The sequence below is a fragment of the Micromonospora sp. NPDC093243 genome (genome assembly GCF_044753725.1).
Taxonomy (GTDB): domain Bacteria; phylum Actinomycetota; class Actinomycetes; order Mycobacteriales; family Micromonosporaceae; genus Micromonospora.
This window is the reverse complement of the sequence record NZ_JBIVNT010000001.1, coordinates 956,783-969,109: the sequence shown is the minus strand read 5'-3', so window position 1 is coordinate 969,109 and position 12,327 is coordinate 956,783. Positions and strand designations below refer to the sequence as shown.

12 protein-coding genes are annotated in these 12,327 nt (G+C 74.5%); 11 read left to right on the top strand and 1 reads right to left on the bottom strand.

Features of this window, described 5'->3' with window-relative positions; translation table 11 throughout:
• The first annotated feature begins 79 nt into the window (after positions 1 to 79).
• The 11 genes from mihF (at position 80) to ACIP9D_RS04360 (ending at position 11,340) form a co-directional block, all read left to right on the top strand.
• Positions 80 to 397 (top strand): integration host factor, actinobacterial type, encoded by a 318-nt coding sequence (gene mihF / locus ACIP9D_RS04410; protein ID WP_007458370.1) that lies wholly within the window; start codon positions 80 to 82, stop codon positions 395 to 397.
• 25 nt (positions 398 to 422) lie between these two features.
• Complete coding sequence (locus tag ACIP9D_RS04405) at positions 423 to 956, top strand: guanylate kinase (RefSeq protein WP_350870986.1); 534 nt, start codon at positions 423 to 425, stop codon at positions 954 to 956.
• A 51-nt stretch (positions 957 to 1,007) separates the two neighbouring features.
• The gene (gene rpoZ, locus ACIP9D_RS04400; RefSeq protein WP_025617742.1) at positions 1,008 to 1,274 is read left to right on the top strand and encodes a DNA-directed RNA polymerase subunit omega; all 267 of its coding nucleotides are present in this window, start codon (positions 1,008 to 1,010) and stop codon (positions 1,272 to 1,274) included.
• 14 nt (positions 1,275 to 1,288) lie between these two features.
• Entirely contained in the window at positions 1,289 to 2,497 is a 1,209-nt protein-coding gene (gene coaBC, locus ACIP9D_RS04395) for a bifunctional phosphopantothenoylcysteine decarboxylase/phosphopantothenate--cysteine ligase CoaBC (RefSeq protein WP_350870983.1), read from the top strand.
• An 86-nt stretch (positions 2,498 to 2,583) separates the two neighbouring features.
• Positions 2,584 to 3,777 (top strand): methionine adenosyltransferase, encoded by a 1,194-nt coding sequence (gene metK / locus ACIP9D_RS04390; protein ID WP_350870980.1) that lies wholly within the window; start codon positions 2,584 to 2,586, stop codon positions 3,775 to 3,777.
• Between the two features lie 59 nt (positions 3,778 to 3,836).
• Complete coding sequence (locus ACIP9D_RS04385; protein ID WP_350870978.1) at positions 3,837 to 5,747, top strand: primosomal protein N'; 1,911 nt, start codon at positions 3,837 to 3,839, stop codon at positions 5,745 to 5,747.
• A gap of 176 nt (positions 5,748 to 5,923) precedes the next feature.
• Positions 5,924 to 6,907: an AAA family ATPase gene (locus ACIP9D_RS04380; RefSeq protein ID WP_350870976.1), complete on the top strand. Its 984-nt coding sequence runs from the start codon at positions 5,924 to 5,926 to the stop codon at positions 6,905 to 6,907.
• 149 nt (positions 6,908 to 7,056) lie between these two features.
• Positions 7,057 to 8,325: a cytochrome P450 gene (locus ACIP9D_RS04375; protein WP_350870973.1), complete on the top strand. Its 1,269-nt coding sequence runs from the start codon at positions 7,057 to 7,059 to the stop codon at positions 8,323 to 8,325.
• A gap of 44 nt (positions 8,326 to 8,369) precedes the next feature.
• Positions 8,370 to 8,930, top strand: a complete 561-nt coding sequence (gene def, locus ACIP9D_RS04370) for a peptide deformylase (RefSeq protein WP_350870971.1) — start codon at positions 8,370 to 8,372, stop codon at positions 8,928 to 8,930.
• Positions 8,931 to 8,938: 8 nt separating this feature from the next.
• Complete coding sequence (fmt, locus tag ACIP9D_RS04365; protein ID WP_350870968.1) at positions 8,939 to 9,865, top strand: methionyl-tRNA formyltransferase; 927 nt, start codon at positions 8,939 to 8,941, stop codon at positions 9,863 to 9,865.
• A complete protein-coding gene (locus tag ACIP9D_RS04360; RefSeq protein ID WP_350871154.1) occupies positions 9,820 to 11,340 on the top strand; it encodes a transcription antitermination factor NusB in 1,521 nt (506 codons plus the stop codon). The genes fmt and ACIP9D_RS04360 overlap by 46 nt, the downstream gene beginning before the upstream one ends.
• A 69-nt stretch (positions 11,341 to 11,409) precedes the next feature.
• On the opposite strand, the gene ACIP9D_RS04355 is transcribed toward ACIP9D_RS04360, so the two are convergent.
• Complete coding sequence (locus ACIP9D_RS04355) at positions 11,410 to 12,297, bottom strand: septum formation family protein (protein ID WP_350870966.1); 888 nt, start codon at positions 12,295 to 12,297, stop codon at positions 11,410 to 11,412.
• Positions 12,298 to 12,327: the final 30 nt, after the last annotated feature.

Genomic DNA, 12,327 nt, shown 5'->3' with positions numbered 1-12,327 from the left:
CCTTGGTTCACAGCGACACCACGTTTCACAGATGCGGCGGTGCGCCCCGCCCGTCGCGATAGGGACCTGAGGAGAACTGGTGCCGCTCCCGTCACTGACCCCCGAACAGCGCGCTGCCGCGCTGGAGAAGGCCGCGGAGATCCGCAAGGCCCGTGCTGAGCTGAAGGAGCAGCTCAAGCAGGGCAAGACCACCCTCGGAGCCGTCCTCGAGCGGGCCGAGTCCGACGACGTCGTGGGCAAGCTCAAGGTGTCGGCCGTCCTCCAGGCGATGCCGGGCATCGGCAAGATCCGGGCCACCCAGATCATGGAGAAGCTCAAGATCGCTGACAGCCGTCGCCTGCGTGGCCTCGGCGAGCAGCAGCGCAAGGCACTGCTTGGAGAGTTCGCCGCCAACTAAGAATGGCAGCGTGTAGAAACAAGCAGTGAGCACGGATGGCGAGGCGCGCCCGGTGGCTCGGCTCACTGTCCTGGCCGGCCCCTCGGGTGCCGGCCGGGAGAGTGTCGTCGAGCTGGTCCGGGCGCGTTCTCCGTCCGTGTGGCGGCCGGTGCCGGTGACCACCCGGCCCCGCCGCGCCGGCGAGGTCGACGGGCTCGAGCGGATCTTCCACACCCCGGCCGAGTTCGACCGCATGATCGAGTCCGGTGCGCTGCTGGAGTGGTCCCGCACCGGGCCGCACCGGCGCGGAACCCCCTACGAACCGCTGCGCTCCCGGCTCGCCGCCGGCCAGCCGGTACTGCTGCCGCTCGATGTCCCGGGCGCGCTGGCCGTCCGGGAGCGCCTCTCCGCCGTCCGGCTGGTGCTGCTCTGCCCGCCGGGGCACCGCCCCGAGCCGGCCGTCGCCGCGTCCTTCGAACTCGCCCTCACGCACGACCTGACCGATCGCGTCGCTGATGAGCTGGTAGGCTTGCTCGGTTCTTCTTATCCGACTCCGGCCCGACCGGGCGTGCTCGGTTAGGAGCGGGTCAGCACCGCGTCCGCGCGGTACTAAAGACGCAGAGGTTATTTCGTGGGATCCATCGCCACCAACCCCGAGGGCATCACCAACCCGCCGATCGACGAGCTCCTCGAGAAGACGACGTCGAAGTACGCGCTGGTCATCTTCGCCGCCAAGCGTGCCCGCCAGGTCAACGCCTACTACAGCCAGCTCGGTGAGGGCCTGCTGGAGTACGTGGGACCGCTGGTCGAGACGACCCCCCAGGAGAAGCCGCTCTCCATCGCCATGCGCGAGATCAACTCCGGCCTGCTCACCGCCGAGCCGACCGACCAGCCGTAACCCGCCGCACCGCGATGTCCGCCGGGATCGTCCTCGGAGTCGGTGGCGGCATCGCCGCCTACAAGGCGTGTGAGCTGCTGCGGCTCTTCACCGAGTCAGGTCACCGGGTCCGCGTCGTGCCGACCGCGTCGGCGCTCCGTTTCGTCGGAGCGCCGACCTGGGCGGCGCTCTCCGGCCAGCCGGTCGCCGACGACGTCTGGTCCGAGGTGCAGGAGGTGCCGCACGTGCGGCTCGGCCAGCAGGCCGACCTGGTGGTCGTCGCGCCGGCGACCGCCGACCTGCTGGCCCGGTCGGCGCACGGCCTCGCCGACGACCTGCTCACCAACACGCTGCTGACCGCCCGCTGCCCGGTCGTGGTGGCCCCGGCCATGCACACCGAGATGTGGGAGCACCCCGCCACCGTGGCCAACGTCGCCACGCTGCGCGCCCGCGGCGTCCGGGTGATCGAGCCTGCCGTCGGCCGGCTGACCGGAGTCGACACCGGCAAGGGCCGGCTGCCCGATCCGGCGGAGATCTTCGCGGTCGCGCGGCGGGTGCTCTCCCGTGGCGTCGACGCGCCCGCCGATCTGGCCGGCCGCCGCGTGGTGGTGACCGCCGGCGGCACCCGCGAGCCGCTGGACCCGGTGCGGTTCCTCGGCAACCGGTCCTCCGGCAAGCAGGGTTACGCCTTCGCCCGCGCCGCGGTCGCCCGGGGCGCCCGGGTCACCCTGATCGCGGCCAACGTCGCCCTCACCGACCCGGCCGGGGTCGACCTGATCCGGGTGGGCACCACCGAGGAGCTGCGGGAGGCGACCCTCAAGGCGGCCGTCGAGGCCGACGCCGTGGTGATGGCCGCTGCTCCGGCCGATTTCCGCCCCGCCGTCTACACGCCTGGCAAAATCAAGAAGGCGGACGACGGCAGTGCGCCCACCATCGAGCTCGTCACCAACCCGGACATCGCCGCCGAGCTGGGTCAACGCCGTCGCCCGGAGCAGGTGCTGGTGGTGTTCGCCGCGGAGACCGGCGACGCCGAGGCCAACGGTCGGGCCAAGCTGGCCCGCAAGCGCGCCGACCTCATCGTCATCAACGAGGTGGGGACGGACAAGGTCTTCGGCGCCGACACGAACGCGGCGACCGTCATCGGTGTGGACGGTTCGGTCAACCGGATGCCCGAGCAGTCCAAGGAAGACCTCGCCGACGGCGTCTGGGATCTCGTCGTGACGCGACTGGCCGGTCACTCCTGAGGGTTGGAACGCACCTGACCACCTCCGCCGCACCCGCCGGCGGTGACTACACTGCCGCGAACGACCTTCATACGCTTAGGAGTGCCGTGACACGCCGCCTCTTCACGTCCGAATCGGTCACGGAAGGCCACCCGGACAAGATCGCCGACCAGATCAGTGACGGAATCCTCGACGCGCTGCTCGCGGAGGATCCGCGTAGCCGGGTCGCGGTGGAAACCATGATCACCACCGGGCAGGTGCACATCGCGGGTGAGGTGACCACCAAGGCGTACGCCGACATCCCGACGATCGTCCGCCGGACCATCCTCGACATCGGCTACGACTCGTCGAAGAAGGGCTTCGACGGCGCCTCCTGCGGGGTCAGCGTCTCGATCGGCGCCCAGTCGGAGGACATCGCGCAGGGCGTCGACAACGCCTTCGAGCTGCGTACCGGGTCGTCGGAGAGCGCGCTGGACGCGCAGGGCGCCGGCGACCAGGGCATGATGTTCGGCTTCGCCTGCTCGGAGACCCCCGAGCTGATGCCGCTGCCGATCGCGCTCGCGCACCGGCTGGCCCGCCGTCTCGCCACGGTCCGCAAGGACGGCACCGTCCCGTACCTGCGCCCGGACGGCAAGACCCAGGTCACCATCGAGTACGAGGGACTGCGCCCGGTCCGGCTGAACACCGTGGTGGTCTCCAGCCAGCACGCGGCCGACATCTCGCTGGAGTCGCTGCTCACCCCGGACGTCCGGGAGCACGTCATCGCCCCCGAGCTGGAGAGCCTCGGCCTGGACACCGAGGGCTACCGGCTGCTGGTCAACCCGACCGGCCGGTTCGAGATCGGCGGGCCGATGGGCGACGCCGGGCTGACCGGTCGCAAGATCATCGTGGACACCTACGGCGGCTACGCCCGGCACGGCGGTGGCGCCTTCTCCGGCAAGGACCCGTCGAAGGTGGACCGCTCGGCCGCGTACGCGATGCGCTGGGTGGCCAAGAACGTGGTCGCCGCCGGCCTGGCCGAGCGCTGCGAGGCGCAGGTCGCCTACGCGATCGGCAAGGCGCACCCGGTCAGCCTCTTCATCGAGACCTTCGGCACCGAGACCGTGCCGGTCGCCTCGATCGAGAAGGCCGTCAACGAGGTCTTCGACCTGCGGCCGGCCGCCATCATCCGGGACCTCAACCTGCTCCGCCCGATCTACCGGCAGACCGCGGCGTACGGCCACTTCGGCCGGGAACTGCCCGACCTGACCTGGGAGAGCACCGACCGGGCCGCCGACCTCAAGTCGGCTGCGGGAGCCTGACCGGCACCACGCGCAGCGACCGGCGACCCGCGGACGGGTCGCCGGTCGCTCGTGTCTGCGTGGACGTCCCGCTGGCCCACCTGGACCGGCCCTTCGACTACCTGGTCCCGGCCGAGCTGGCCGAGCTGGCGGCGCCGGGCACCCGGGTGAAGGTCCGCTTCGCCGGCCAACTGGTCGACGGTTGGCTGCTGGAGCGCACCGACGGCTCCGGGCACACCGGCCGGTTGGCGTACCTGGAGAAGGTGGTCTCCCCGGAGCCGGTGCTCTCGCCCGAGGTGGCCGGGCTGGCCCGCGCGGTCGCCGACCGGTACGCGGGCAGCCTCGCCGACGTGCTCCGGCTCGCGGTGCCACCACGGCACGCCCGGGTGGAGAAGGAGGCGCACGAGCCACCCCCGCCGGTCGACCCGCTGGCGGCACCCGAGCCGGCCGGCTGGCGCGACTACCCGGCGGGGCCGGCCTACCTGCGCGCGCTCACCGACGGGCGGGCGCCCCGCGCGGTCTGGTCGGCGCTGCCGGGGGAGGACTGGGCGGCCCGCTACGCCGACGCGGTGGCCGCGACCGTGGCCGGCGGCCGGGGCGCGGTGGTGGTGGTCGCCGACAACCGGGACCTGGACCGGCTGGACGCCGCCGTCGGCGCCGCCCTCGGCCCGGGGCGACACGTCAGCCTCTCCGCCGCGCTCGGCCCGGCCCGGCGTTACCGGGCCTTCCTGGCCGCCCGCCGTGGCGACGTGCCGGTGGTGATCGGCACCCGGGCCGCCATGTTCGCCCCGGTCGCCCGGCTGGGTCTGGTCGCGGTCTGGGACGACGGCGACGACCTGCACGCCGAGCCTCGGGCGCCGTACCCGCACGCCCGGGAGGTGCTGCTCACCCGGGCCCAGCTCGCCGAGGCCGGTGCACTGGTCGGCGGGTACGCCCGCACCGCCGAGGCGCAGCTGCTGCTGGAGACCGGCTGGGCTCGGGAGGTGGTGGCCGACCGGGGCACCGTGCGGTCGCGTACCCCGGCCATCGCGCCGGCCGGCGACGACCCGCAACTGGCCCGGGACCCGGGCGCGGCGACCGCCCGGCTCCCCAGCCTGGCCTGGACCGCGGCCCGCGACGCGCTCCGGGCGGAGCTGCCGGTGCTGGTCCAGGTGCCCCGCCGTGGCTACCTGCCGTCGGTCTCCTGCGCCGACTGCCGCACTCCGGCCCGCTGCCCGCACTGCGCCGGCCCGCTCGCCCTGCCGTCGGCGACCGGCACCCCCGCCTGCCGCTGGTGCGGCCGGGTCGCCGCCGCCTACGCCTGCCCGGAATGCGGCGGACGGCGGCTGCGGGCCGCGGTCACCGGCGCGCGCCGCACCGCCGAGGAACTCGGTCGGGCCTTCCCCGGCGTGCCGGTGCGCACCTCGGGGCGCGAGGAGGTGCTCGCCGCCGTGCCCGGCGGCGCCGGGCTGGTGATCGCCACCCCGGGGGCCGAGCCGGTCGCCGAGGGGGGCTACGGCGCGGTGCTCCTGCTCGACTCGTGGGCCCTGCTCACCCGGGCGGACCTGCGCGCCGGGGAGGAGGCGCTGCGCCGGTGGCTGGCCGCGGCGGCGCTGGCCCGACCGGCCGACGCCGGCGGCCGGGTGGTGGTGGTCGCCGACGGCGCGCTCGCACCGGTGCAGGCGTTGCTGCGCTGGGACGCCGGCTGGTTCGCCGGCCGGGAACTGGCCGAGCGACGTGAGCTGGGCTTCCCGCCGGCGGTCCGGATGGCCAGCGTGACCGGGTTGCCGGCCGCGGTGGCGGACCTGCTCGCCGAGGCCCGGCTGCCGGCGGAGGCCGAGGTGCTCGGGCCGGTCCCGGCCGACGGCGAGCGGGAGCGGATGCTGGTCCGGGTGCCCCGCGCCCGGGCCGGGGCGCTGGCCGACGCGCTGCACACGGCGGCCGGCGCGCGCAGCGCCCGCAAGGCAGCGGACCCGGTCCGGCTGCAGGTCGACCCGCTCAGCCTCTTCTGACCTCGGCCGGGTGAGCTGCGCTGCGTCGCACGCCGCGTGCGGCGGGAGGCTGGCGAGCGGGTGGTAGCATCGCCCGTCATGCCCGGGCGCACGGACGGCGCGACGATGGCGGGAGCGCGTCGGACCGACGCCAGTTCGACGATGTCAATCAGCCGGTGATCAGGGGTGGACCAGTCGTGACCGTTCGTCAATCCATCGTCTTCAACGGTGATCTCGGCAGCGGCAAGAGCACGGTGTCGGTGGAGATCGCCAAGCGGCTGGGGCTGCGCCGGGTGAGCGTCGGTGACCTCTACCGGCAGATGGCGCAGGAGCGGCAGATGACCGCGCTCCAGCTGAACCTGCACGCCGAGCTCGACCAGGCCGTCGACGGCTACGTCGACCAGCTTCAGCGCAACATCGCCGCGTCCGGCGAGAGCCTGGTCATGGACTCCCGGCTGGCCTGGCACTTCTTCACCGACGCGCTCAAGGTGCACATGATCACCGAGCCGGGCGAGGCGGCCCGCCGGGTGCTGGCCCGCCCGTCCGGGCCGGCGGAGAGCTACACCTCGCTGGACGAGGCCAAGGCCAAGCTGCGCGAGCGCAGCGAGAGCGAGCGGAGCCGGTTCCTGGTCCGCTACGGGGTGGACAAGGCCAAGCTGCGCAACTACGACCTGATCTGCGACACCACCCGGGCCACCGCCGAGGAGGTCATCGAGCACATCGTCGCGGCGTACGAGGGCAAGCTCGGCGCCGACGTGCTGCGCGACGGCCCGCCGCTGCTGCTGCTCGACCCGGCCCGGGTCTACCCGACCGAGGACATCACCACCCTGCGCGGGCTCTGGGACTCCGAGTTCGTCGGCGAACTGGCCGGCGCCGGCGACGAGGCGCTGGAACCCTTGAAGATTGGCTTCACCGGCGAGCACTTCTTCGTGGTCGACGGCCACCGCCGGCTCAGCGCCGCCCTGCAGAACGGCTTCCACCTGGTGCCGGCCCAGCTGGTCGCCGAGGTGGACGAGCCGGTGGTCGGCGGGATGAGCGCGGTGGACTACTTCTCCGCCCAGGTCCGCCCCGGCACGGTCTACGACTGGGAGGCCGCGCACGGCATCCAGCTGCCGCTGCCCGAGCACGCCCTGCTCGCCGGCGACGCGGTGCTGGCCGGGGAGCCGGGCCACAGCGCCTGACGCCCGCTGCCTGACCGCTGCGGCCGTACGCTCGGGCAGCCGTCGCCCGCCCACGCGGCGGGCCGGCCGGCCCGGACGTCGACGGGGATGCCGGCGGGCGGCCGGCTCGGCATGATGGAGCCTCGTACCCGTCGACGGGGAGGCCGGTCATGGATGCCGCCGAGGCGCTCACCCTGCTCATGTCGCCAGCGGGGCGGGTGGATCCCTACCCGACCTACGAGCGGCTGCGCGCGCACGGGCCGGTGGTCGAGGCCGCGCCGGGGTTCTACGTGGTCACCGGCTACGCCGAGGCCGACGAGCTGCTGCGCGACCCCCGCCTCGGGGTGATGGACGACGCGGCCCGGGACCAGGTCTGGCCGGGCTGGCGGGAGAGTCCGGCGGTGGCGTCGATCTCCCGGTCGATGCTGCGTACCAATCCGCCCGACCACAGCCGGATGCGCCGGCTCGCCGCCGGCGCGTTCAGCCCGCGCCGGATCGCCGGCATGCGTGACGTGGTGACCGCCCAGGCCGACGAGCTGATCGACACGATGCTCGATCGCGCCCGGCAGGGCGACGAGGTCGACGTGCTGGCCGACTTCGCCTATCCGCTGCCGGTCGGGGTGATCTGCGCCCTGCTCGGCGTGCCGGCCGCCGACCGGCCGCTCTTCCGGCGCTGGGCGGCCGACCTGACCGGCATCCTGGAGCCGGAGATCACCCCTGCCGAGCTGGCCGTGGCCGACCGGGGCGCGGCCGAGCTGCGCGGCTACTTCACCGAGCTGGTCGAGTCCCGCCGGCGGGCCCCGGCCGACGACCTGACCACCGCGCTGGTGCGGGTGCACGACGCCGACGGCGAGCGGCTCTCCGGCGACGAACTGCTGGCCAACCTGGTGGTGCTGCTGGTCGCCGGCTTCGAGACCACCACCAACCTGCTCGGCAACGGGCTGGTCGTGCTGCTGGCGCACCCGCGGGCGGCGGACGCGCTGCGCGAGCACCCCGACCTCGCGCCGGCGTACGTCGAGGAACTGCTCCGCTACGACTCTCCGGTGCAGCTGACCACCCGGTTGAGCACCGACCGGGTACGAGCCGGCGGGATCGACCTGCCGCCCGGCGCCTGGACGCTGCTGCTGCTCGGCGCCGCCAACCGCGATCCGCGGCGTTACCCGCAGCCGGACCGGTTCGACCCGTGGCGGGCGCAGGCGCACCCGCTCTCCTTCGGAGCCGGCCCGCACTACTGCCTCGGCGCCGGGCTGGCCCGGCTGGAGGCGCAGGTGGCGTTCCCACTGCTGCTGCGTCGGCTGCCCGGGCTGGCCCTGGCCGGCCCGCCCCGGCGGCGCACCCGGCTGACCCTGCGGGGCTACGAAGCCCTGCCGGTGACGCTCGGCACACCGGCGGTGGCCGATCGCGGTACGCCGGCCGGAGCCCCTCCCGGCACTCCGTAGACTGGTACGGCCCGGTTGTCCCACCCCTGAAGGAGCCGTCCCGCGTGACCGTCCAGCCCATCCGTCTGTTTGGGGATCCGGTGCTGCGCACGCCGGCCGATCCGGTGGTCGACTTCGACGCCGAGCTGCGCCGGCTCGTCGCCGACCTGACCGACACCATGCGTGAGCAGAACGGCGCCGGCCTGGCCGCACCGCAGCTCGGGGTGGGCCTTCGGGTCTTCACCTTCGACGTCGACGACGTCCTCGGTCACCTGGTCAACCCGGTGCTGGAGTTTCCCGACGTCGAGGAGCAGGACGGCCCGGAGGGCTGCCTCTCGATTCCCGGGCTCTACTTCGACACCAAGCGCCGGCAGAACGTCATCGCCAAGGGCTTCAACGGCTACGGCGACCCCCTGCAGATCGTCGGCACCGGGCTGATGGCCCGCTGCGTGCAGCACGAGACCGACCACCTCGACGGGGTGCTCTTCGTCGACCGGCTAGACCCGGCCGGCCGGAAGGAAGCGATGAAGGCGATCCGTCAGGCCGAGTGGTACGACGCGGCGGCCCCGCCGGTGGTCAAGCTCAACCCGCACACGGCGGACAGCCCCTTCGGTCTGGGCCGGTGACCGGCCCGATGCGCGTTGTCTTCGCCGGTACGCCCGCCGTCGCCGTTCCGGCGCTGGCCGCCGTCGCCGCCTCCCGGCACGAGCTGGTCGCCGTGCTCACCCGGCCCGACGCGCCCGCCGGGCGTGGCCGTGGCCTTTCCCGCTCCCCGGTCGGCGAATGGGCCGACGAGCACGGCATCGAGGTGCTCACCCCGGCCCGCCCGCGCGAGCCGGAGTTCCTGGCGCGGCTGCGCGAGCTGGCCCCGGACTGCGTGCCGGTGGTCGCCTACGGAGCGCTCGTGCCGCCGGCGGCCCTGGAGATCCCCCGGCACGGCTGGGTCAACCTGCACTTCTCGCTGCTGCCGGCCTGGCGTGGTGCGGCACCCGTGCAGCACGCGGTGCTGCACGGTGACGAGCTGACCGGGGCCAGCGTCTTCCAGTTGGAGGAGGGGCTGGACACCGGCCCCGTCTACGGCACCCTGACCGACGAGATCCGCCCGGCCGACACCTCCGGTGACCTGCTGGAGCGGCTGGCCAAGGCCGGCGCCGGCCTGCTGGTGGCGGTCCTCGACGCGATCGCCGACGGCACCGCCCGGGCCGAGCCGCAGCCGGCCGACGGGGTGTCGCTGGCACCGAAGCTGACCGTGGAGGACGCCCGGGTGCGCTGGGCCGACCCGGCCTTCGCGGTGGACCGGCGGATCCGGGCGTGCACGCCGGCACCCGGCCCGTGGACGACCTTCCGGGACGAGCGGGTCAAGCTCGGCACGGTCACCCCCGTCGCGAACGGACCGGACCTCAAGCCGGGTGAGCTGCGGGTGGAGAAGTCCGAGGTGCTGGCCGGCACCGGCACCGTGCCGGTGCGGCTGGGCGAGGTCCGGGCGGCGGGAAAGCGGGCGATGCCGGCCACCGACTGGGCGCGTGGCGTCCGGGTCGCGACCGGCGAGGTGTTCGCGTGACCGGCCCGGCGCGGCCGGACCGCGGTGACCGGCGAAGCGGCGGCGAGCGGTCGGCCGGGGGAGCCCGGTGGGGCGCCCGCACCGGCGTCGACCGACGTGTCGGCCGGGGCGGCCGGCCGACGGTGGACCTGCCCCGGCAGGCGGCGTACCAGGCGATCGCCGCGGTGCACCGGGACGACGCGTTCGCCAACCTGGTGCTGCCCGCCATCCTGCGCGAGGAGGGACTGTTCGGTCGGGACGCGGCGTTCGCCACCGAACTGACCTACGGCACCCTGCGCCACCTCGGCACGCTCGACGCGATCCTCACCGCCGCCGCCGAGCGTGACGTGCAGCGCATCGACCCGCCGGTCCGCGACGCGCTGCGGCTCGGGGCGTACCAGCTGCTGCACACCCGGGTTCCCGCACACGCGGCCGTCTCCTCGACGGTCGACCTGGTCCGGTCGGTCGGCCCCGGCGCCACCGGCTTCGCCAACGCGGTGCTGCGGGAGGTCTCCAGCCGCGACGCCGACGCCTGGGTGCAGCGGCTCGCGCCGAGCATGGAGACCGACCCGGTCGGGCACCTCGCGCTGGCCTACAGCCACCCGCAGTGGGTGGTGCGGGCGTTCTCCGAGGCGCTCGGCGGCGACCTCGGCGAGACCACCCGGCTGTTGATCGAGGACAACGAGCGCCCGCCGGTGCACCTCTGCGCCCGGCCGGGCCTGATCGACCCGGTCGAGCTGGCCGACGAGGTCGGCGGCGCCCCGGGCGCCTTCTCGCCGTACGCCGTCTACCTGCCCGGCGGCGCGCCGGGCGACCTGGCGGCGGTGGTCGAGGGTCGTGCCCACGTCCAGGACGAGGGCTCGCAGCTGGTAGCGAACGCGCTGGCGGTGGCGCCCCTCGACGGCCCGGACGAACGCTGGCTGGACCTCTGCGCCGGCCCCGGCGGCAAGGCCGGGCTGCTCGGCGCCCTCGCCGCCCAGCGCGGCGCCCGGGTGACCGCCGTCGAGGTGGCCGAGCACCGGGCCCGGCTCGTCGCCCAGGCCACCCGGGGGCTGCCGGTTACCGTGCTGCACACCGACGGTCGCACCGTCGGGCAGGATCCGAAGCTGCCGGAGGACCACTTCGACCGGGTGCTGGTCGACGCGCCCTGCACCGGCCTGGGTTCGCTGCGTCGGCGGCCTGAGTCGCGGTGGCGGCGGCAGCCCTCCGACCTGCCGCCGCTGACCCGGTTGCAGCGCGAGCTGCTCGGCGCGGCGCTGCGCGCGGTGCGTCCCGGCGGCCTGGTCGCCTACGTCACCTGCTCGCCGCACACCGTCGAGACCCATGTGACGGTGACCGAGGCGGCGCGCCGTTCCGGGGTGCCGGTGGACTTCGTCGACGCCCGGCCGCTGCTGCCGGCCGGCATGCCGGGCCTGGGCGACGGGCCGACCACCCAGCTGTGGCCGCACCGCCACGGCACCGACGCGATGTTCCTCGCGATGCTGCGCCGCGGCTGACCGCTGCCGCTGCGAGTCGAGGGTGGCCACCCCACGCGGGGCGGCCACCCTCGACTCGTGCAGGGGGCGTCAGGTGACCGGGAGGCCCTTGCTGCCGGCGCCCTTCATCGAGCGGGTGAGGTTGCGGTCGCTGACCCACAGGAAGCACTGCACCCCGCGGTTGCCGTTGCGCCACTCCTGCTCGTACGGGTGGTAGAAAATCGTGCCGGCCCGGTACTGCAGGTCGCTGTTGTCCGGCACCTTGGCGTAGCCGGCGAGCACCTTGCGGCACGCCTTGTGGGTGCGCAGGGTGGTCCGAGTGAACTCGGCGTAGCTGATGTCGGGCGCCTGGTAGATCCCGACGAACTCGGCGTGGTGCTTCGCCGTGCAGGAGACCGCGATCATCTCCCGGATGTCGTCGCCGCTGATCTTCGGGTTGAAGCAGCGGTGGGCCAGCGGGGCGGCGCCGGTCAGCGCGCCCTTCAGGCCGCCGGTGCGCGAGACCGCGCCGCTCTCCTCGATGCTCTCGTACTCGGTCAGCTCGCAGCGGAACCAGCGGGCGCCGCCGGTCCAGGCGGCGCTGGAGGGCAGCACCACGCCCAGCCCCAGCCGACCGGAGCGCCAATCGGCGCCGAGCAGCTCGTTGGCCGCCTTGTCGCACTCCGTACGGGCGGCACGCAGCGCCGCCGAGCCTGCCGGCGGGGGAGTGGACCGTTCGGCGTTCGCCCCCGTCAGCGTCCCGACGTGCACGGTTTCGGCGCGGTGCGGCTGCGCGCAGTCCACCGGGTTGTACGCGGTCAGGTAACCGACGTCCTGCAGGCCGACGTGGCACACCCCGGGGTCCGGAACGAACGTCTCGGCCGCGGCGAGCGCCGGCCAGTCGTCGGTGAGGTTCGCGTCCAGGCCGGCCGGGGCGCACCCGGCGACCCCCAGCACCGCCGCCGCGGCCACGGCGACCGCCGCCCACCACCGTCGCATCCGCCGACCTCCCCGCCGACCGTGGTCACG